This window comes from Halobaculum sp. D14 (assembly GCF_051195135.1).
Taxonomy (GTDB): Archaea; Halobacteriota; Halobacteria; order Halobacteriales; family Haloferacaceae; genus JBNTKA01.
On the sequence record NZ_JBNTKA010000001.1, the window covers coordinates 994919 to 1015719 of the forward strand.

A 20801-nucleotide genomic window follows, 5' to 3' on the forward strand; every position below is an offset into this window, starting at 1 on the left:
ACCAAATTTTATAGCGACGTGTTCCCTCCGCGTTCGTGATGCAGCTTCGCGACGCCCTCGACGACTACAAGCGGCACCGGGACGCCGCCACGCGGTTCCCGGGCGAGCGCCGCAGCACGGCCGGGTTGCTCACCGGGCAGCGCGGCCGGCTCGTCCACGTCGGCGCCAGCGGCCGCGTCCGCGACTACAGCTACCCGCTGGTCGGCCTGAACGGAATCGAACGCTCGCGGTTCGCGGTCCGGACGGACGGCCGCCTCCGCTGGCTCGACGACGCCGACGCGACCCAGCACTACCACGCCGACACCGACCTCGTCGTCACCGAACACGCGCTCCCCGAGGGCGACGTGACCCAGTACGACCTCGCGGTGGACGCCGCACACCTCACCCGGTTCGAGACGGAGCTCGACTGCACCGTCGTCGCCTACTACGGGCTCGCGCCCGACCGGCAGGAGACCCAGATCGGGCAGCTCCGGCACGACCGCAGCGTCGAGGTGTACCACGCCGACGAACACGACTACCTCGCGAGCACCCGGCCGTTCGAGGCGGTCACCGGGCAGACCCCGGCGCAGTTCGCGGAACTGCTCGGCGACGACCCGGTGACGCACCCGCGGCCCGTCGCCGACGGCCGCTACGAGGAGGGCCGGCTCAGCGGCGACGTCGTGGTCGAAGTCGACGCCGACGGCGGCGCGACGCTCTGTACGCTCCTCACCGACGTCACCGACACGCCGCGCGAGGCCGCCGTCGACGCCGTCGACGCGAAGCTCGCCCGGTTCGACGACGCCGCCGCGTTCGTCGCCGCCGCCGAAGACCGCCGCGTCGCCGTCCCGGACGACACGCCGGACCGCGACGCCGTCGTCGCCGACCTGCGCGTCCTCGGACTGCTGTCCGCGCCGAGCGGCCGCCGCATCGCCGGCCCCGACTTCGACCCCTTCTACGCGTACTCCGGCGGCTACGGCTACACCTGGTTCCGCGACGACGCCGAAATCTCCGGGTTCCTCCGGGACGCCGCCGAGGCCTTCGACCTCCCGCTCGACGACTGGCACGCCCGCAGCGCCCGCGGCTACCTCGACACGCAGCGCGCGGACGGCTCCTGGCCGCACCGCGTCTGGCCGCACGACGGCCGGCTCGCCCCCGGCTGGGCGAACGCCCGCATCGAGGGCGGCGACGACGCCGACTACCAGGCGGACCAGACGGGCAGCGTCGTCGCGTTCCTCGCGGACTACCTGCCGGACGCGCCGCCCGACCTCGCGTCGGACATCGAGGACGCACTGGTGACGGCCGTCGACAGCCTCGACGACACGCTCGCCGCCGACGGCCTCCCGGTGTCGTGTCAGAACGCCTGGGAGAACATGACGGGGCGGTTCACGCACACCGCCGCGACGTTCCTCGAAGCGTACAGCGCGGCCGCGGCCGCGCCGCTCCCGGACGACGTCACCGCCCACGCGCGCACGCAAGCCGACCGCGTGTACGACGCGCTCGACGACCTCTGGGTGGCCGACCGCGGCGTCTACGCGCTCCGGCTGGACGACGGCGCGCTCGACGAGCGGTACGACTCGGCCGCGCTGTCGCTCGCCGCCGCACACGAGGCGTACGCCGCCGTCGGCGACGTCGACGCGGCGCGCCGCGACCGCCTCGTCTCACACATCGAGGGGACCGTCGACGGGCTTCGCCGCGACCCGTCCCCGGCCGTGGGCGGCCTCGTCCGGTACGAGGGCGACGAGTGGCGGCGCCGCGAACAGCCGGCCGAGAAAATCTGGACCGTCTCCACCGCGTGGGGCGCACACGCCGCCGCGACGCTCGCGGCGCTGCTCCGGGACGCCGGCGACGACCGCGCCGACCGGCTGGAGCGCCGCGCCGAATCGCTGCTCGACGACGTCGGGACCGACGGCCCGCTCGCGACCGCCAACGGCTACCTCCCCGAGCAGGTGTTCGACGACGGCACGCCGGACAGCGCGACGCCGCTCGGCTGGCCGCACGCGATTCGGCTCGCCACGCTCGCCGCACTGCGCGCCCGGCCCGCCGCGGTCTCCGAGCGAGTCACGAACTAAGTCCGCGGAACCCGCGGAGGCCGCGTCGCCGTCGCGGTCGCCGTCGCGGCTGCGTTTCGAATCCGCGGCTCGAACCCGGATTCAGGCTCGGTTCAGCCGTAGCTCCGGCTCATTCGGATTCGGCGTGAGGGCGGTGGAGAAGCGTCGTCGCCGCGGCGTTGCGGCCGCCTGGTCAGACCGTCGCGGCCGGCTCGGCGGGTTCGGTGAGCGCCTCGCCGGTGGCGCTGTCGAACAGGTGGAGGCGGTCTTCGTCGAACGCGACGGTGATGGAGTCGCCCGGGTCGGGGTCGACGTCGGCGGGGACGCGGGCGATGAACTCGTCGGCGACGTCGAGGTGGAGGTAGTTGTCGGAGCCGATGGGTTCGACGACTTCCACGGTCGCGGTGACGGCGTGGTCGTCCTCGGGGTCGGCGGGGCGGACGTCCTCGGGGCGGACGCCGAGCGTGAGCCGGTCGTCCGTTTCGAGCGGCGCGGCCTTCGCGTCCGAGAGCCGGTAGCTGAACGGGTCGTCGACGCCGTCGAGGACGCCCGCGCCGGAGACGGTGACGTCGAGGAAGTTCATCGACGGGCTGCCGATGAAGCCGCCGACGAACCGGTTCACCGGGTTCCGGTACACCGCGGTCGGCTCGTCGACCTGCTGGAGGTCGCCGTGGTTGAGGATGACGATGCGGTCGCCCATCGTCATCGCCTCCTCCTGGTCGTGGGTGACGTAGACGGCGGTGATGCCGAGTTCGTTCTGGAGCCGCTGAATCTCGGTCCGCATCGTCGTGCGGAGCTTCGCGTCGAGGTTCGACAGCGGCTCGTCGAACAGGAACACGTCGGGTTCGCGGACGATGGCGCGGCCGAGCGCCACGCGCTGTTTCTGCCCGCCGGACAGCTCGTCCGGCTTGTCGTCGAGCAGCTCCTCGATGCCCATCATCTCGGCGGTCTCGCTGACGCGCTCGCGCCGCTCCTCCTTCGTGAGGTCGGTGCTCATCCGGAGGCCGAACGCCATGTTCTCCATGACGGTCTTGTGCGGGTACAGCGCGTAGTTCTGGAACACCATGGCGACGTCGCGGTGTTTCGCGTGCGTGTCCGTCACGTCCTCGCCGTCGATTTCGATGGTGCCGCCCGTCGGCGTTTCGAGCCCGGCGATCATGCGGAGCGTCGTGGTCTTCCCGCAGCCTGACGGGCCGACGAGCGTGACGAACTCGCCGTCTTCGATGTGTAAATCGAGGTCGTCGACGGCGACGATGTCGCCGCGGTCGAACTCCTTGCGGAGTGAGTCGAGCCGGAGGTCTCCCATGAACGTGTGTGGACGTTTGCCGCAGTATAGTTCTTTCTCCTTCTGACGAATCTGTGAGGCGAAATTTCATAGCAAATTTTCGCCGCGGTCTTTCGGCGGTATCAGACGGCTCGCGCCCCGAAAACGTTCGATTTCGGTCGTTCCGTCGACGAGAAACGTCACGAACATCCCTAACTATTAAATAGGTAAGGAAATATCTCGTAATAGATTACGACGATGGTGCATGACCGCAGACAAGTCGTGAAGCAGATCGGCAGTATCGCCGCGGTTGGAACGCTCGCTGGCTGTGTCAACGTCAGCTCCGGCGGCGACCAGACGCCCACCGGGTCGAGCGACGACGCCGGCGACTCGTCGACCCCGACCGACACCGGGGCGAAGGCGTCGCTGTGGCACGCGCGCTCGGAAGGGCCGCAGGAGACCCTGAAGTCGAACGTCGCCACGTACGAGGAGTCGTCGCCGAACACGGTGGCGCTGTCGAAGATCTCCGACCTCGAAAAGAAGACGACCGCGACCATTCCGGCCGGCAACGGCCCGCACACGTTCGACTGGGCGCACGACTGGGTCGGCCGCTACTCCGAGAACGGCTTCCTCAGCGACCAGTCCGGCTCGCTCGACATCACGCCCTCCGAGGAGTACACCGGCACCGCCGTCGACGCGGTGAAGTACAAGGGCGGGCTGTACGGGCTGCCGTACGCCGCCGAAACCGTCGGGCTCGTCTACAACACCGACCTCGTCGACGGCGCGCCGAAGACGCTCGACGAGATGGAGCAGGTCATGAAAGACCATCACGACCCGGCGAACGGGAAGTACGGGCTCTCCTACCCGATGAACCCCTACTTCTGCTCGGCGTGGGTGCACGCGCTCGGCGGCTTCTACTACGACGAGGAGAACGACGAACTCGGCCTGACGAACGACAGCACCGTCGAGGCGTTCGAGCTCATCCGCGACCGCCTCTACAAGTACTCGCCCGACTCCGTCAAGTACAACGCGCAGGCCGCCGCGTTCGCCGACGGCAACGCCCCGTTCGCAATCAACGGTCCGTGGTTCGTCGGCACCGTCAAGGGGAACGTCCCCGTCGGCGTCGACGGCTTCCCGACGGTCGGCGGCGACGCGCCCGCGCCGTTCACCGGCGTGAAGATGCTGTACTTCACTACGCGGATGGGCAGCGACCCCGAAGCCGCCACCGCCGCCCGCGACTTCGCGCAGTGGTACACGACGAACACGTCCGTCCTGAAGGGGCTTGCGAACGACCACGGCTACGTCCCGGTTCACACGTCGCTCACCGGCTCCGACGACCTGCCGGCGACCGTCAAGGGCTACTCGAAGGCCGTCCAGCAGGGGACGCCGACGCCGACGGCGCCGAAGATGGCCGACGTCTGGGACCCGGTCAAGAGCGCGATTCAGAGCATCATGACCGGCAACAAGGACGTGAAGCCGGCGCTCGAAACCGCGACCGAGCAGATCACCTCCGCCTGGGAGTAAGGCCATGACCACTGGGCTCTCTGCGGTCGAACGGCTCGAAACCCTCGCCGGGGACGTCTTCGACAAGGACGACCTGCCGCTGCTGCTCGTCCTGCCGGGGCTGTTCCTGTTCGCCGCGTTCCTGTTTTACCCCATCGCGTACTCGGTGTACCTGTCGTTCACGAACGCCGGGCCGACGACGATTTTCGCCGGCAACATGCAGTTCGTCGGCCTCCAGAACTACGCCGAAGTGCTCGGCGACCCGCTGTTCTGGTACTCGATGGGGAAGACGTGGCTGTTCGTCGCGGTCAGCGTCACCTCCAAGATCGGGCTCGCGATCGGCGTCGCGCTCGTCCTGACGAGCCGGTTCGTCGTCGGCCGCCGCGTCTACCGGTCGCTCATCATCGTCCCGATGGGGCTTCCCGCCATCTTCACCATCACCATCTGGCAGGGCATCTTCAGCTCCGCGAACTTCGGGCTCGCGAACCAGGTGCTCGCCGCCGCCGGCTTCGGCGCCGTCGGCTGGCTCTCCGGCGAGTGGACCGCCTTCGCCGCCTACGTCGTCACCGAGGTGTGGCTGGCGTACCCGTTCATGGTCATCATCATCGTGAGCGCGCTCCAGGGCGTCCCCGAGGAGCTGCACGACGCCGCGAAAGTCGACGGCGCCGGCTACCTCCACCGGTTCGTGCACGTGACGCTGCCGGCCATCAAGCGGCCCGTGCTGTTCGCGTCCATCCTGACCGCGGCCGCGTCGTTCCAGCAGTTCCTCATCCCGTTCGTGTTCAACGACGGCGGCCCCGGACGCACCAACCAGCTGCTGCTCGTGTACGGCTACAAAGAGGCGTTCCGGTTCGACAAGTGGGGGAAGGGCGCCGCCATCATGGTCGTCACGCTGCTGTTCATCGGTGCGTTCATGTTCCTGAACGTCTGGAAGGGCCGGCTCGCTGAGGGGGTGGACGACGCATGAGCGGCGGCATCACCGGCCGCGTCGTCGCCGACCTGCGCCGCGTCGCCACCGCCCCCGGCCGCGCGGCCCGCGAACTCCGCTACGTCGCCGTCGGCCTCGCGACCGGCGAGGTGTCGCCCGGCGAACTGCTCCGCCGCGTCGTCGCCACTGCCGGCGCGCTCGGCGTCGTGAGCGCCCTGCTGTTCCCGCTGTACTGGGTGTTCCTGGCGTCGCTGAACCCCGGCGACTCCTCGCTGTTCTCCACGGACGGATTCACGCTCGTCCCGACCGACCCGTCGCTCGACGCCTACCGGTGGGTCATCGGCGGCTTCGAGATTCCGTCGTTCCAGGTCGGCGTCGGCGCGCTCGGCTACCGCGTCACGGTGACGACGCCGGCCGTGTCGTCCGCCGTGAACTGCGCACAGTTCGATACCGGCTGCTCGCAGTTCCCGCTGTTCCTCTGGAACAGCATGACGGTCGCGATTCCGACCGTGATTCTGGCGATGTGCGTCGTCGTCCCGGCGGCGTACGCGCTCTCGCGCCGCCAGTTCATCATGCGGTCGAAAATCCTGTACGGCTACGTCCTGTTCACGCAGGTCGGCGGCGGACTCGGCATCGCGGCGCTCATCGCGCTGTACGCCCTGTTCGTCCAGTTCGGCCTGACGAACAACAAGCTCGCGCTGGCCGCGTACTACGCCGCGACGGCCGTCCCGTTCAACACGTGGCTGCTCAAGACGTACATGGACAACATTCCGACGTCGTACGAGGAGGCCGCCCTGATGGACGGCGCGCCGTCGTGGCGCGTCGTCTGGGAGGTCATCCTCCCGCTGTCGAAGCCGGGGCTCGCGACCGTGTTCATCTTCACGTTCCTCACCGGCTGGACGGAGTTCATCGTCGCCCAGCTGCTGCTGTCGACGAACAAGTACACGCTGCCCGTCGGGCTGTACGGCATCGTCGGCCGATACTCCATCCCGTGGGCCCGGTTCGCGGCGTTCGCGCTGACGTTCGCGCTCCCGATTATGCTGGTGTACCTGTTCGCCCAGCGCTACATCGAAGAAGGGCTCTCCTTCGGTGGAATGGAAGGCTAGGCGCGCTCGGACGTACGTCCTCCGTGTCACTTCTTCTCGCCGCCGTTCACTGCCGTTCCGATACCCTCCGACAGCAGTCTGCACGAGCGCTGCCCGAAATCCGCGACGAATCGGAAGTTAACACATATATCCGACCACCGCGTGTTCCCATTTCGTATGCAGTTCTGCGACGAGTGTGGTTCGGTGATGCATACGGAGGGCGACACGTGGGTGTGCCGCTCCTGCGAGCACGAGGAGCCGCGGGACTCACACGCAGAAGCGTCGATGACGACCCTGGACGGACAGCGAGACGACGGGGCACCCGCCGTGGCCGACGCGACCCAGGGTTCCACCGAGACCGTACAGGAGCCCTGTCCGGCGGACGACTGCGACAGCGACCGGGCTGACTACGAGATGCTGCCGAAGCCGGGCGGCTCCTACGAAGTCCGGCTGTTCACCTGCGTCGAGTGCGGCCACAAGTGGCGCGAGTCCTGACGGCGCATCCAGCGAACCCGACACAGTTGATTCACCGACTCAGCGACCTGTTCAACATCTCCGGCACGGAAGGGAGGAAGCCGCTGTGGTGCGTCGAACCTCCGTATTCAGCACGAAGTTTGTATCACTTTTGAGGGTTTCAACAGGGCCTTCTGTTCCGCTCGCGCTCCTGTTCCGCTCGCGCGACGACGGCGCTTCCGTGGCCCGCCGTGCCGTCCGCTCTGTCAGCCTGGCTGCCCGCTTCGCCGTCGGTTCTGACTGCGGTGCGCTCCGCCGGCCGAAAAACACAGGCCGCCCCCCGTCGATGGTGTCGGCGTGTACGACGACATCCTGCTGCCGGCCGACGGGAGCACCGGCGTGGACGCGGCGATTCCGCACGCGAACCGGCTGGCGGAGGCGTTCGACGCGACCGTCCACGTGCTGTACGTGGCGGACACGAACCTCGACAGCGTCATGACCGGGCCGGAGGGCGCCGTCGACGTGCTGGTCGAGGAGGGCGAACGGGTCACGGACGACGTCGCGGACGACGTCGCCGCCGGCGTCGACGTCGTCACCGAGGTCCTGCAGGGCGACCCGTACCGGACCATCGTCGACTACGTCGACGAGTTCGGCATCGACCTGGTCGTGATGGCGACGCACGGCCGCGAGGGCCTGAACCGCTTCCTGCTCGGCAGCGTCACCGAACGCGTCGTCAGAACCGCGGACGCGCCGGTGTTGACGGTGCGGCACGGCGACGAGGCGTGACGTCGGTGCGAGCGCGCAGTCGGAGTCAGGTGACGAACTCGAAACGGCGACTACTGCCGTCGGTCCGCGGCGGCCGACAACGTCGCCGCATCCGGTTCGCCGGCGCTACTGCAGGTAGGAGGGGTCCTCGGCGTCGCAGTTCTCCTCGTGCTGTTTCGCGTCGGTTCGGTCGTCGAACAGCAGGCCGCAGGCGTCACACTGGTACCAGGTCATGTCGTCGCGCTCCGTCTCCGAGACCATGCGTGCCACTGTGTGCCGTGGCGGTAAATCGGTACCGGCGGTTCTCGGCGCCGCCGAGTCACCTCAGAAGTCGGGGAGGTCGTCGGGCGCTTCGAACTCGCTCTCCCAGTCGACGTAGTCGGCTTTCAGCACCTCACAGACCTCCTGGCCGAACTCGGTGAGGCCGGCGTTGATGGCGGACACCTGCGACCACCGCTTCAGGTCCGGGTGGAGGTCGCGCTCCTTCCAGTCCTCCGGGATGCCGGGCGCGTGGTAGCCGACGCGGTCCGCGAAGTCGTCCCAGAAGAAGTCGAACCGCTCGACGAGCCCGAGGTCCTCGACGATTCGCCACTCCGTCTCGTCGACGGCGGCGGTGGCGGCCCACTGCTCGAACGCCTCCGCCCACGCGCCGTCGCGGAGGAACTCCTCGAGGTCGGCGCGGTGGTACTCGTCGCCGCCGACCTCGGTGTCGTCGTACTCGCTGGGGTCGACCGTGTTCAGCGTCGGCGGGTCCGGCGGCGCGACGTCGAGACTCATGGCCGCGGCTAGCCGCCCGCCGGCCAAAGGCCTGCCGGGTCCGCAGGCGGGCGACGCGCCCCCGCCGACCGCCGCGGTCGCGAGCGCCGGAGTTAACCACGGCGCGGCGAACCGACGGGTATGCCTTCCAGACGCGAGTTCCTCGCGGCCGTCGGCGCGGCCGGCGCCGCCGGCGCGGCGGGGTGCGTGCGAATCGGCGGCCGAACCGGCTCGGGCGCCCCGGTCAGCGGCGCAGACGTCGACGACTCGGCGACGGCGGCCGTGTACGACCGCGTCGTCCCGTCCGTCGTCGGCGTCCGCGTGTACGACGACTCCGGGCCGCTCGCCAACGGCTCCGGGTTCGTCACCGACGACGGCGTCGTCACGAACCAGCACGTCGTCGCGGGCGCCAGCCGCGTGAAACTCCGGTTCCACGGGAACGTGTGGCGCGACGCCGACGTCGTCGGCACCGACGCCTACAGCGACCTCGCGGTGCTCTCGCCGGCGGACCGCCCCGCGTCCGCGACGCCGCTCGGCTGGGTCGACACGTCCCCGGAGCCGCCCGTCGGCACCGACGTGCTCGCCATCGGGACGCCGTACGGCTACGACGGCTCGGCGTCCTCGGGCGTCATCAGCGGCGTCGACCGCCTGCTCCCCGGCCCGAACGACTTCCAGATCGCCGACGCGGTGCAGACGGACGCCGCGCTCAACCCCGGGAACAGCGGCGGGCCGCTCGTCACCATGGCCGGCAGCGTCGCCGGCGTCGTCAACTCCGCCGGCGGCGAGAACATCGGGTTCGCCATCTCCGCGGCGCTCGCCAAGCGCGTCGTCCCGGCGCTCGCCGCCGATGGCGACTACGACCACTCCTACATGGGCGTCAGGCTGCTGGAAGTGTCGCCGACCGTCGCGGCCGCCTACGGACTCGACGACGTCGGCGGCGTCGTCGTCACGCAGGTCGCCGCGGACGGCCCGTCCGCCGGCGTCCTCCGTGGCAGCGACGGCACCGACGTCGTCGACGGCGTCCGCGTCCCGACCGGCGGCGACGTCATCGTCGGCATGGCCGGCCGCGACGTGGAGACGCAGGCGGACCTCTCGAACGTCCTCGCGCTCCGCACGTCGCCGGGCGAGACGATTCCGGTCCGCGTCCGCCGCGGCGACGCCGCCACGACGGTCGACCTGACGCTCGGAGCCCGCCCGGAACCCTGACCGCAGACGCCCCCGACGCGAGCGTCGCAGCCGACGGTCCTTCCGGCGCGCCGTGACGAACGACTATTGTGCTGGCCGGCGAAGCCGCCGCTCGTGCGCACGCTCGCCGACCTGGAGGAGACGTTCTGGCAGCGGCACGCGAACCCGAAGAGCGGCTGGAGCCGGGTGCTCGTGCTGCCGGTGCTGCTGTACGCCGTGTATCGGCGGCGCTGGCGGCTGGCGGTCGCCGCGGTCGCGTTCACGCTGCTGAACCCGTTCCTGTTCTCGCCGCCCGAGACGGACGACGCGTGGATGACGCGCGTGGTGCTCGCCGAGCGCTGGTGGACGGCGGAGTCGGACGCCGGCCTGTTCGACGCCTCCTACCCGAACGTCCTGAACCTCCTGAACGTCCCGGCGTCCGGCTACGCGCTCGTCGCCGCCGCCCGACGCCGGCCGATTCGGGCGGCCGCCGCCGGCGCCGCGTCGATGCTGCTGAAGTTCTGGTACGTCGCCGAACTCGTCCGCCGCTACGACGCGGAACACTGACCGCTCGGAGCGCAGCGGTTCGTCGGTCCGCGAAAATCCGGGTCATCGTCGCGGTCGCGGCCGCAGTTCCGGCCGCGGTCAGCGTCGGCCGCGGTTTCGGCCGCGTCCGCGTCGGTTACCGGCCGCGGTCGTCTGCGCCGCCGTCGGTCGCCGCGGCGGAGGTGTCGCCGTCGAAGTCGAAGGCGGTTTCGCCGGTTCCGTCCGGCACGTCCGCGCCGCCGTCGGCGTCGCCGTCGACGAGGTCGTCGAGGTCGTCGGCGCCGGCGGCGTCAGCCTCGAACTGCCGGGTGAGTTCGCGGAGCGCGCCGGCGCGCCGGGCGACCCGGTCGACCTCCTCGCTCACCTGACTCAGCGAGGCGGCCTGCTCTTCGGCGGCCGCGGAGACGGTCTGCGCCTCGGAGGCGGTCTCCTCGCTCACCGTCGCGACCTCCTCGGTCATCGTGACGACCTCCTCGGTCGAGGCCGCCTGGTCGTCGGCGGCGGTGCTGATGGACTGCACGCCGTCGTTCGCCTCCTCGACGCGCTCGACGACGTTCGACAGGGCGCCGAGCCCGGTTTCGACGGTTTCGGCGCCGTCCTCGATTCTCGAACGCATCCCCTCGATGTCGTCGACGGCCTCGTCGCTGGACGCCTCGACGCGCTCGATGAGGTCGGCGATGCGCTGGGTCGCCTCGCGGGTTTCCGTCGCGAGCGACTTCACCTCCTCGGCGACGACCGCGAAGCCGTCGCCCTCGGCGCCGGCGCGGGCCGCCTCGATGGAGGCGTTCAGCGCCAGCGTGTTGGTCTGCTCGGCGATGCCGTCGATGAGGTCGACGATCTCGCCGATTTCGGCGATCTGCGAGTCGAGGCTGTCGACGGTTTCGACGGTGTCGACCGCCGCGTCCTCGATTTCGCTCATCTCGTCGAGCGCCTGGTCGGCGAGTTCTTCCCCCTCGACGCCGGTCTCGGCGGCGCTCTCGGACAGCGAGGCGACCTCGTCGGCGGTCGCGGCGACCTCCTCGACGGCCGCCGACAGCTCCGACATCTCGTTGTTGACCTCGGTGAGCCGCTCGGACTGGGAGCCGGCGCCCGCCGAAATCTCCTCCGTCGAGGAGGCGACCTCCTCGCCGGCGCGTTCGACCTCGGCGACGCCCTGTTCGGCTTCGACGCTGGCCTCCGCGACCTCCTCGGCGACGCGGTCGACGTGGCCGACCGTCGCTTCCAGCTCCGTGAGCATCTCGTCGAAGGCGTCGGCGACGTCAGTCATCGTCTCGTGGTCCGCGCCGCCCATCCGGACGGTGAGGTCGCCGTCTGCGGCGCGCTGCATCGCCCGGTCGAACGACTCGGCGTCGCGCTGCAGCGTCTCGTTGGTCTCCTCCATCTCCGCGATGAGCGACGACAGGTCCGCCCGCATCGACGCGAGCGACGCGCCGAGCCGACCCGGGACGTCCTCGTCGAGCACGTCCGCGTCGAAGTCGTTGTTCGCGACGGCGTCGGCCTGCGCGGACGCCGTCGAGAGGTACGAGGCGACGTCGCCGAACGCCGTCTGGACCTGCCCGACCTCGTCGATGCGGCCCGTCTCGCCGCCGGCGACGTCGTCGGTTTCGCCGTTCGCGAGCGCCGTCGCGCGGTCACGGAGCCGCCGGAGCGTCCGCGCCGTCGTCCGACCCATCGTCGCGCCGACGAGCAGGAACCCACCGAGCGCGATTCCCGTCAGAATCAGGAAGCCCTGCGTCACCGTGTCGCTGAGCGCGTACGCCGACTCGGTGGGCCGCGTCTCGACGACGACCCAGTCGGTGCCGGAGACCGGGGCGTACGCCATGACGTTCCCCGTCGACTTCGTCTCGTGAACGCCGACGCTCCCGGCGCCGCCCGCGTTGACCGCGTAGGAGTCCTTCCCCTTCTGGTAGGGGTCGCCGATGAGCGAGGAGTCCGCGGCGAGGTGGACGTTGCCGCCGGTCGAGTCGACGACGAAACTGCTGTGGCCGTCCGAGCCGCGGAGCATGATGCCGGCCTCGATGGCGTTGTACGAGACGACGACGGCCTCGTTCGTTCCGGGCACCTTGCTGGCGAAGGCGATGCGCTGGGCGCCGTTGTGCATGAACGACTTGGAGACGATGGCGCCGTCGGTCGGAGCCGTCTGGAGACCGGCCGGTCCGGTTTCCGACTCCGTGTTCTCCCACGTGAGGTAGTCGAGTTGCTTCCCGGCTGCGCCCGCCGTCGTGCTCGCGAGCACCTCCTTCGAGTCGACGTCGACGTAGTGAACCGCGTCGACGCTCGCCGGGAGCCGCTTCGACTCCGCCGTCAGCAGCGACTGGACCTCGCTACCGTTGCGTTCGGCGGCGAGCTCCGAGAGGAACCTCGTCGTCTGTTTCTGTGAGTCCAGCCACTTGCTCAGCGTGTCGGCGGACTGCATCACCGACGACTGCATCTGGTTGTTCACGTCGTGGCGCAGCTCTTGGTCGACGTTCGACTGCAGAACGAAGCCGGCACCCGCGACCGCGACCAGCGCCACCACCGTGAGAACCGCGAACTTCCGCAAGTACGTCCGCCGAATGATGTCGGGAGCGATTCGCATGGCTGCTGATTCTCCTTCGGTGGTTTACGTGCTACTCCCCGATTCTCAGTACCGAAACCTACGCGCGTTTCGGTTTCCCCGCTCCTATCGGGAACAAACAAAGTGTCAGTGGCTCACATTATCGTCGCTCGATACCGAACCGTCACCGCGGACTCCCGCGGCGTGAAGGCGCCCGTCCGGCTACTCGTCGAGCCGGTCGGAGATGTCCCGGAGCTGTTCGCGCCGCGCCTCGACCGCCTCCTGCCGCAGCGCCTCCTCCTCGGGCGACGGACACTCGATGTCCGGCACCGGCGTCGGCGTGCCCTCGTCGTCGAGCGCGACGAACGTGAAAAACGACGACGTGGTCTGCCGCTCGTCGCCGCTCAGCGGGTCCTCCGCGCGGACGTCGACTTTCACGTCGATGCTGGTCCGCCCCGTGTTGAACGCGTACCCCTCGATGACGGCGACCTCGCCGAGGTCGATGGGGGCGATGAAGTCGACGTGGTCCATCGACGCCGTGACGCACTGCTTGCTCGAAAACCGCATCGCGGAGATGGCGCCGCAGATGTCCATCCAGTGGAGCACCGCGCCGCCGAGCGCCCGCCCGAGGAAGTTCGTATCGTTCGGCAGCAGCAACTCGGTCATCTCGGTGTACGACTCCGACAGCGAAACCGTGGCCGCCTCGCTCATGCGGCACCGTTCTGTCGCCACCGATTTCAACCCCGGCAATCCGCCTCGACTCGCCCGCCCGCCGTCACCAGTAGTCGTCGCCCAGGTCGTCGTCTCCACCGTCTCCGCCGTTCCCGCCGTCATCGGCGTCGTCCGGGTCGCGTTCGCGGTCAACGTCGGCGTCGACGTCCCGGCCGAGTCCGCGGTCGACGTCGTCGGGTTCGCCGAGGCGGCTCCGGCCGTCGGGCGCGTCCGGGCCGTCGAGTTCGATGGCGTCCGCGGGGCGCGCGGCGTCGTCGAGCACCTCGTCGGCGACGAGAATCGGGCACTCGACGCGGGTCGCGATGGCGATGGCGTCGCTCGGCCGGACGTCGAAGACGAACGGGTCCGGCTCGCCGTCCTCGTAGCGCTCCGCGTCCAGTTTCCCGTAGAAGGTGCCGTCGGCGAGGTCGTCGATGCGGACGGCGTCGAGCGCGCCGCCGAACTCCGTCACGACCTCGACGAGCAGGTCGTGGGTCAGCGGCCGGTCGAACTGGTCGCCCTCCAGCGCCTGCCGAATCGACCGCGCCTGGTCGGGCGTGACGAAGATCGGGAGGTACTCGTCGCGCGCCCGCAGCAGCACGACGGGGACGTCGTCACCGCGGGGACCCGCTCCGACTCCGATGCCGACGACCTCGGCCTCGTGGTTCATACTCGGTGTTTGTCGCGACGGTACGAATAGTTGGCGCGCTGGGCGGCGCTACGGCGGCGCGACGACGTGGACGCGGAGGTCGTTCACGTTCGTCCCGGTCGCGCCCGTCCGGACGACCGCGCCGCCGACCGATTCGAGCAGCGACAGCGAGTCGCTGTCCGCGAGCGCCGCGTCCGCCGCAGCCGCCCCGACGCCGCTGAGCGTGTCGCCGTCGACGACTGCGCCCGCGGCGTCGGTCGAGCCGTCCCGGCCGTCCGTGTCGACCGCGGCGACCGCGATTCGCGCGCCGACGTCACCGTCCCGGTCCGGGTCCGCGCCCGCCAGGTCGCGTGCGGCGGCCAGCGCGTACTCGGTGTTCGGGCCGCCGCGGCCGTCGCCGGTGACGGTCACGGTGGTTTCGCCGCCCGTGAGCAGCACGGTCGCTCCGCCGTCGGCGGCGTCGCCGCAGGCGGCGACCGACCGGGCGAGCGCCGCTCCCTCGCGTCCCCGCCTGCTCGCCTCGCCGACGACTCGTTCGGAGACGATTCGGGCGTCTGCGCCGCGGCTCCGCGCTGTTTCAGCCGCGGCGGCGAGCGCCGTCCCCGCGTCCGCGACGACGACGTTCCGTACCCGGTCGAACGCGCCGCCCTCGGCGCTCGGCGGCGGCTGCGCGTCCCGGAGGTGACGCCTGACCGCCGGCGCGTCGACGCCGTGCCGGTCGAGCGCGTCGACAGCGTCGGCGGGCGCCGAGCCGTCGGGGACGGTCGGGCCGCTCGCGACGACCGCCGGGTCGTCGCCGACGACGTCGCTGACGAGCAGCCCGACGACCGCCGCCGGCGCCGCTGCGGCGGCGGCCCGGCCGCCCTTCACCGCGGAGAGGTGCCGCCGGACCGCGTTCACGTCGCCGATAGGGGCGCCCGCGTCGAGCAGCGCGCGCGTGACGTCCGTCACTGCATCGAGACCGAGGCCGGCCGCGGGGGCTTCCAGCAGCGCGCTGCCGCCGCCCGTAATCGGCGCCAGCACAAGCGTCCGGTCGTCCGCCGCGCGGAGCACGTCGAGCGCGCGCTCGGTCGCGGCGACGCCGGCCGCCGTCGGCGTCGGATGACCGCCGGGCGCCAACTCCACCGGCCCCGCCCGCCCCGCTTCGTCCGCGGGGACGACTACGACGCCGTCGGCGACGCGGCCGTCGAGGGCGTCGACGAGCGCCCGCGTCAGCCCCGCCGCGGCCTTTCCGCCGCCGACGATGACGACGTCGTCGAACGCGCCGAGGTCGTACGTCGCGCCGTCGACGCGGAGCGCGTCGCCGTCGACCGAGACGGCTCGCTCGACGGCGCGTCCGGGGCGGGCCGCGCGGACCGCGGCGTCGACGCACGCCAGCGCCAGTTCGCGGGCGTCGGTGCCGCCGAGCGAATCGCGGTTCCGAATCACGGCCGTCGCTGCGGGCGCGCGGCGGATAAATCGCGCGCCGACGCGGATTCGTCGCGCGGTGTCACCGCGCCGCGTGCCGGCCCCGTCGGTCCGAGTTCACGAACCGTCGGGGTCGGCGCCGTATCGGCTGAGCGCCGCGAAGTAGAGTTCGTACAGCAGGTAGATCGGGAGCCACCAGATGAGCACCAGGGCGACGACGCCGGTCACTGTGCCGAGCAGACCGTCTCCACCGGGTGCTGTGCGGACGAACAGCAGGACGACGAACCAGAGCGTGAGCGCCTGGAAGAACTGCCATCGGTTCATGGAGGGTGAGCCGTCGTTTCGCCGCCGCTGACAAAACGCTTCTTCAACGGGTCGCCGCTCTCGTTTCGCGGCGCAGACGCCACGCTGTCTCGCCGGGTCGGCGTCGCGCCGGTCCGCGCGAGCGGAGCGTTGACACTCCGACACACGTAAACAGAGCGCCGCGAAACCACGGGGCAATGAGTGACGAGGCCGCCGCCGACCCGGTGCCGTCGCCGCCGGAGCCCTCCGAAGCCGCCGGCGAGGGCAGCGTCAGGGTCGTCGGCACCGCCCACGTCTCCGCCGACTCCGTCCGGGAGGTGGAGGAGGTCATCGACGAGGAACGGCCGGACGTCGTCGCCGTCGAACTCGACGAGGGCCGCTACCGGCAGATGAAAGGCGAGACGCCGGACGACCTCGACTCCGGCGACCTGCTGTCGGGCAACACCGTCTTCCAGTTCCTCGCCTACTGGATGCTGTCGTACGTGCAGACGCGGCTCGGCGAGCAGTTCGACATCGAGCCGGGCGCGGAGATGCTGGCCGCCGTCGAGACCGCCGAGGACCTCGCCATCGACGTGGCGCTCGTGGACCGAGACATCCAGACGACGATTCGGCGGTTCTGGACGCGGCTCTCCGTGCTGGAGAAGTTCCGCATCGTCGGCGCGCTCGCGTTCGGCGTCACCGACCCGCGGGTCGCCGGCGTCGTGTTCGGCGTCGTCGTCGGCGTGCTGCTCGGCCCCGCTATCGGGCTGTTCGGCGGCAGCGTCGGCCTCACCGGCGCCGTGCTCACCACCGTCGGCGCCGCCGTCGTCGTCGGCGGCGTCGCCGGCTACGTCGCCGCGGAGGTCGGCCGCATCTTCGCCGACGGCACCACGGGGCTCGTCGCCGGCGTCGTCGTCGGCGTGACCGCGCTCGCCGGCGTCGTCGTCACCGGCGCGTTCGTCGACTCGCTCGCCGGGCTGCTCTCCGGGTTCGCGCTGCAGACCGTCGGGAGCCTCACGCTCGGCGTCGTCGTCGGCGTCGCCGTCGGCGGCGCCGCGGCGGTCGTCCTCGACGCGCTCGGCGTCGGCCTGTCCGCCGACAGCGACGTGGAGGACCTGGAGGGGTTCGACCCGGCGGAACTCACCGACGCCGACGTCGTCACCGCGATGATGGAGGAGTTCCGGCAGTTCTCCCCCGGCGGCGCCGAGGCGCTCATCGACGAGCGCGACGCCTTCATCGCCCACCAGCTCGTCGGGCTCCGCGACTCCGGGTTCCGCGTCGTCGCCGTCGTCGGCGCCGGCCACCGCGAGGGCATCGAACGCTACCTCGAACAGCCCGAGACGCTGCCGCCGATGGAGTCGCTCGTCGGCGACGCCGACGCCGGCGGCCTCCCGTGGGGGAAAATCGCGGCGTACGGCGTCTCCGCCGTGTTCGTGGCGTTCTTCGTGCTGCTCGCGATGGCGGGGCTCCGCAACGGCCTCGTGTTGCAGCTGTTCGCCGCGTGGTTCCTCATCAACGGCGCGTTCGCCGCGGTGCTCGCGAAGCTCGCCGGCGCGCGCTGGACGTCGGCGGGGCTCGGCGGCGCCGTCGCGTGGATGACGTCCATCAATCCGCTGCTCGCCCCCGGCTGGTTCACCGGCTGGGCCGAACTGAAACACATGTCGGTGAACGTCGCCGACATCGGCCGGCTGAACGAACTGCTCTCCGACGAGACGCGGCCGGTCCGCGACATCTTCGACGACATGCTCGACGTTCCGCTGTTCCGGCTCATCATGGTGGTCGCAATGACGAACGTCGGCAGCATCGTCGCGTCGACGCTGTTCGTCCTCTACGTCATCCCGCTGTTCGCCGCGAGCCTCCCGCCGACGGTCTGTCAGGACGTCCCGACGCTGTTCGGGATGCAATTGGCGGGCGGCCAGCCGCCCGGCGAGAACAACCCGGTCCGGTGCCTGATGGTGAAGGGCGCGGCGAACAGCGCCGAAATCATCTGGGGGGCGCTGACGTGAGCGCCACCGTCTCGTTCAGCCGACGCGAACTCCGCGACCTCGTCGCGTCGTGGCTCGCGCTCGGCGTCGCGTTCGCGCTGTTCTTCCTCGGCGGCGGCTCCGCGGCGGCGTCGGCGCTGACGGCCGGCGCAGTCGGCCCGCTGGTGACGGCGCTGCTCGTCAGCCTGTTCACCGCCGGCATCGGCTTCCTGCTGCACGAACTCGGCCACAAGGTCGTCGCGGTCCGGTACGGGCAGCGCGCCGCGTTCCGCGCCGACTACGGCATGCTGTTTCTGGCCATCGCGGCCGCGCTCGCCGGCTTCCTGTTCGCCGCGCCCGGCGCCGTCCACCACCAGGGCCGCATCACGGAGCGCGAACACGGCCTCATCGCGCTCGCCGGCCCCGCCGTGAACCTCGCGCTCGCCGTCTGCTTCCTCGCCGTTCTGGTCGCGGGCGTCGCCGTCGGCGCACCGCTGGCCGCCGGCGTCGGCGGCCTCGGCGTCACCGTGAATCTGTTCCTCGCGGCGTTCAACATGCTGCCGGTCGGCGCGCTCGACGGCGCCACCGTCAAGTCGTGGTCGACGCCGGTCTGGGCGGTCGTGTTCGTCGTCAGCGTCGTGCTCGCGGTCGGCGCCTGGCTCGGCGGACTCGGCTTCGAGCTCCTGTAGCCGGGACGCGGGCCGGCCGGTCGTCACAGCCAGCGCGTCGCGGTCGACTGGGCGGCCGTGGTCGGTGCGCTTTTCTCCCCCGACGCCGCCCGCTCGGTATGGACGACGACGCCTCAGCCAGCGGTGACGGGACCGACGACGGCGGCGCCGACGGCGACGAACGCGGCGGCGAAGAGGGCTTGACGTACGCCGACGCCGGCGTCGACATCGACGCGAGCGAGGCCGCGACCGCCGCGCTCGTCTCAGCGGTCGGCGAGAGCGAAGGCGACTACGCGGGCCTGCTCGACATCGGCGACCGGTACCTCGCGCTCGCCACCGACGGCGTCGGCACGAAACTGCTCGTCGCGGAGGCGCTCGGCGACTACTCGACGGTCGGCATCGACTGCATGGCGATGAACGTCAACGACCTCGTCGCCGCCGGCGTCGAACCGGTCGCGTTCGTCGACTACCTCGCCGTCGACGAGCCGAACGAGGCGTTCTCCGAGCAGGTCGGCGACGGGCTCCGCCGCGGCGCCGAGGCCGCCGGCGTCGAACTGGTCGGCGGCGAAACCGCCGTGATGCCCGAGGTCGTGAAGGGGCTGGACCTCGCGGGCACCGTCGCGGGGCTCGCACCGAAAGACGCCGTGTTCGACGGCGCCGCGGCGCCCGGCGACGCGCTCGTCGGCTGGGCGTCCTCCGGAATCCACTCGAACGGGCTGACGCTCGCCCGCGAAGCCGCGACGCGACGCCACGACTACACCGACCCGTGCCCGTTCGGCGACTACGACACCGTCGGCGCGGCGCTGCTGGAACCGACGAGCATCTACACGGACCTGCTCGGCCCGATGCGCGACCACGGCGTCCGCGGCGCCGCCCACGTCACCGGCGGCGGCTGGACGAACCTCGAACGGCTCGGCGACCACCGCTACGTCGTCGACGACCCGTGGCCCGCCCAACCCGTCTTCGAGTTCGTGCAGACCGAAGGCGGCGTCTCCGACGCCGAGATGCACCGCACCTTCAACATGGGGACCGGGTTCGTCGCCGCGCTCCCGCCGGCGCAGGCGGACGCCCTCGCGGACGCGACCGACGGCCGCGTCATCGGTCACGTCGACGACGGCGACGGCGTCGCGGTTCGCGGACTGGAACTGTAACGAAAGGGCCGGGTCGACGCCGCTCCGTGCGCCGGACCGCGGCGCCGACTCGTCCGTGATAAAGGTGCGTGGCGGTCGCGGTCGCTGCCACCTGCCGTGCGGACGGTGCGTTTACGTCGTGGTGCGGCGTTGATTCAGCGACATGGACCGACGGGGACTTCCGGGGTCCGATAGCGACGGAGTCGTCGGCGTACTCGGTGCACTCGGAGCGGGACTCGGCGTCCTCCTCAGTGTGGTGCTCGACGGGAATCCGTTGCTCTGGGCGTCCGCTGGCGGCGTTGCCGGCCTGATAGTCGGCCTCCTCGCGGTCGAATCGAGCTGAGCCCGGTCGACACCTCGCCTTCGTCCGAGCCGAACGACGGAACTCCGGTTTCAGGAGAGCTGTGCGGCGAGGTCGGCTTCGGTGATGATGCCGACGGCCTCGCCGGCGTCGGTGACGATGACGGCCTTGTAGTGGTCGAGGAGGTTCCGGATTTCGTCGACGGTGGCCGTCGGGCTGACCGTCGGGAACGACTCCGACATCACCTGGCTCACCGGGAGTTCGCCGGCGTCCTCGCCGGCGTGGATGACGTCGGACTGCGAAATCGAGCCGACCGGGACGCCGTTCTGGATGACGGGGAGCTGGGAGTACGCTTCGGCGTCCATCCGGTCGACGGCGTCGCGGACGGCGTCGTCGGGCGCGACGTGGATGACGTCCTCGTGCATCAGGTCGCGCGCGCGGACGACGTCGCCTTCGGCTTCCTCCAGCGCCTCGACGATGCGGCGGAGCGTCGACAGCCGCGGGTCGACGTCGCCGCCCTCGATGCGGGCGATGAGTGGCTGGGAGACGTCCGCGTCGTCGGCGAGTTCGCTCTGGGTGAGCCCGAGCGACGTCCGGCGTTCGCGGAGGTCCTGTGGCGTCGGGAGCTCCATACTCGCGATAACCCTTGGTTATTAATAAGC

At 70.8% G+C, this 20801-nt stretch carries 20 protein-coding genes and 1 pseudogene; 12 read left to right on the forward strand and 9 right to left on the reverse strand.

The window, feature by feature from the left end:
- The first annotated feature begins 38 nt into the window (after positions 1–38).
- Positions 39–2048, forward strand: a complete 2010-nt coding sequence (locus tag ACQUST_RS05155) for a glycoside hydrolase family 15 protein (protein ID WP_435125779.1) — start codon at positions 39–41, stop codon at positions 2046–2048.
- Between the two features lie 172 nt (positions 2049–2220).
- On the opposite strand, the gene ACQUST_RS05160 is transcribed toward ACQUST_RS05155, so the two are convergent.
- Positions 2221–3333 carry an ABC transporter ATP-binding protein gene (locus ACQUST_RS05160; RefSeq protein WP_435125782.1) on the reverse strand — a complete coding sequence of 371 codons (1113 nt, stop codon included), beginning with the start codon at positions 3331–3333 and terminating at the stop codon, positions 2221–2223.
- A 216-nt stretch (positions 3334–3549) separates the two neighbouring features.
- Here ACQUST_RS05160 and ACQUST_RS05165 point away from each other — a divergent pair, with 216 nt between their 5' ends.
- From ACQUST_RS05165 to ACQUST_RS05185, 5 genes are all read left to right on the forward strand, one after another.
- Positions 3550–4815 (forward strand): extracellular solute-binding protein, encoded by a 1266-nt coding sequence (locus ACQUST_RS05165; RefSeq protein ID WP_435125785.1) that lies wholly within the window; start codon positions 3550–3552, stop codon positions 4813–4815.
- Positions 4816–4819: 4 nt separating this feature from the next.
- Positions 4820–5761, forward strand: a complete 942-nt coding sequence (locus tag ACQUST_RS05170) for a carbohydrate ABC transporter permease (protein WP_435125786.1) — start codon at positions 4820–4822, stop codon at positions 5759–5761.
- Positions 5758–6828, forward strand: a complete 1071-nt coding sequence (locus ACQUST_RS05175; protein WP_435125789.1) for an ABC transporter permease subunit — start codon at positions 5758–5760, stop codon at positions 6826–6828. The genes ACQUST_RS05170 and ACQUST_RS05175 overlap by 4 nt, the downstream gene beginning before the upstream one ends.
- A 156-nt stretch (positions 6829–6984) precedes the next feature.
- Positions 6985–7302: an RPA12/RPB9/RPC11 RNA polymerase family protein gene (locus ACQUST_RS05180; protein ID WP_435125792.1), complete on the forward strand. Its 318-nt coding sequence runs from the start codon at positions 6985–6987 to the stop codon at positions 7300–7302.
- 315 nt (positions 7303–7617) lie between these two features.
- Positions 7618–8046, forward strand: coding sequence for a universal stress protein (locus ACQUST_RS05185; protein ID WP_435125795.1), 429 nt, complete (start codon positions 7618–7620; stop codon positions 8044–8046).
- A gap of 105 nt (positions 8047–8151) precedes the next feature.
- Here ACQUST_RS05185 and ACQUST_RS05190 read toward each other — a convergent pair whose 3' ends face one another.
- Complete coding sequence (locus ACQUST_RS05190; RefSeq protein WP_435125797.1) at positions 8152–8286, reverse strand: DUF7128 family protein; 135 nt, start codon at positions 8284–8286, stop codon at positions 8152–8154.
- 63 nt (positions 8287–8349) lie between these two features.
- Positions 8350–8802 carry a hypothetical protein gene (locus tag ACQUST_RS05195; RefSeq protein ID WP_435125800.1) on the reverse strand — a complete coding sequence of 151 codons (453 nt, stop codon included), beginning with the start codon at positions 8800–8802 and terminating at the stop codon, positions 8350–8352.
- A 120-nt stretch (positions 8803–8922) separates the two neighbouring features.
- Between ACQUST_RS05195 and ACQUST_RS05200 the strand changes: the two genes are divergently transcribed.
- On the forward strand, positions 8923–9987 hold the full coding sequence (locus tag ACQUST_RS05200; protein WP_435125802.1) for a S1C family serine protease: 1065 nt from the start codon (positions 8923–8925) through the stop codon (positions 9985–9987).
- A 93-nt stretch (positions 9988–10080) separates the two neighbouring features.
- Entirely contained in the window at positions 10081–10512 is a 432-nt protein-coding gene (locus ACQUST_RS05205) for a DUF6653 family protein (protein WP_435125803.1), read from the forward strand.
- Between the two features lie 115 nt (positions 10513–10627).
- On the opposite strand, the gene ACQUST_RS05210 is transcribed toward ACQUST_RS05205, so the two are convergent.
- The 5 genes and pseudogenes from ACQUST_RS05210 to ACQUST_RS05230 form a co-directional block, all read right to left on the reverse strand.
- Entirely contained in the window at positions 10628–13069 is a 2442-nt protein-coding gene (locus ACQUST_RS05210) for a methyl-accepting chemotaxis protein (protein WP_435125806.1), read from the reverse strand.
- Between the two features lie 180 nt (positions 13070–13249).
- Positions 13250–13738 carry an acyl-CoA thioesterase gene (locus ACQUST_RS05215; RefSeq protein WP_435125807.1) on the reverse strand — a complete coding sequence of 163 codons (489 nt, stop codon included), beginning with the start codon at positions 13736–13738 and terminating at the stop codon, positions 13250–13252.
- 223 nt (positions 13739–13961) lie between these two features.
- Positions 13962–14408: pseudogene (locus tag ACQUST_RS05220) on the reverse strand (bifunctional nuclease family protein); the annotation flags it as partial.
- A 48-nt stretch (positions 14409–14456) separates the two neighbouring features.
- Complete coding sequence (locus ACQUST_RS05225; RefSeq protein ID WP_435125809.1) at positions 14457–15815, reverse strand: glycerate kinase type-2 family protein; 1359 nt, start codon at positions 15813–15815, stop codon at positions 14457–14459.
- A gap of 96 nt (positions 15816–15911) precedes the next feature.
- Positions 15912–16118: a hypothetical protein gene (locus ACQUST_RS05230; RefSeq protein ID WP_435125812.1), complete on the reverse strand. Its 207-nt coding sequence runs from the start codon at positions 16116–16118 to the stop codon at positions 15912–15914.
- Positions 16119–16294: 176 nt separating this feature from the next.
- Between ACQUST_RS05230 and ACQUST_RS05235 the strand changes: the two genes are divergently transcribed.
- The 4 genes from ACQUST_RS05235 to ACQUST_RS05250 all read left to right on the forward strand — a co-directional run bounded on the left by ACQUST_RS05235 (position 16295) and on the right by ACQUST_RS05250 (position 20181).
- On the forward strand, positions 16295–18082 hold the full coding sequence (locus ACQUST_RS05235; protein WP_435125814.1) for a TraB/GumN family protein: 1788 nt from the start codon (positions 16295–16297) through the stop codon (positions 18080–18082).
- Complete coding sequence (locus ACQUST_RS05240; protein WP_435125815.1) at positions 18079–18729, forward strand: metalloprotease; 651 nt, start codon at positions 18079–18081, stop codon at positions 18727–18729. Before ACQUST_RS05235 ends, ACQUST_RS05240 begins: the two co-directional genes overlap by 4 nt.
- A gap of 98 nt (positions 18730–18827) precedes the next feature.
- Positions 18828–19859, forward strand: coding sequence for a phosphoribosylformylglycinamidine cyclo-ligase (gene purM, locus ACQUST_RS05245; RefSeq protein WP_435125817.1), 1032 nt, complete (start codon positions 18828–18830; stop codon positions 19857–19859).
- 142 nt (positions 19860–20001) lie between these two features.
- Entirely contained in the window at positions 20002–20181 is a 180-nt protein-coding gene (locus tag ACQUST_RS05250) for a hypothetical protein (RefSeq protein WP_435125818.1), read from the forward strand.
- A 50-nt stretch (positions 20182–20231) separates the two neighbouring features.
- On the opposite strand, the gene ACQUST_RS05255 is transcribed toward ACQUST_RS05250, so the two are convergent.
- Complete coding sequence (locus tag ACQUST_RS05255) at positions 20232–20771, reverse strand: CBS domain-containing protein (protein WP_435125819.1); 540 nt, start codon at positions 20769–20771, stop codon at positions 20232–20234.
- Positions 20772–20801 lie beyond the last annotated feature (30 nt).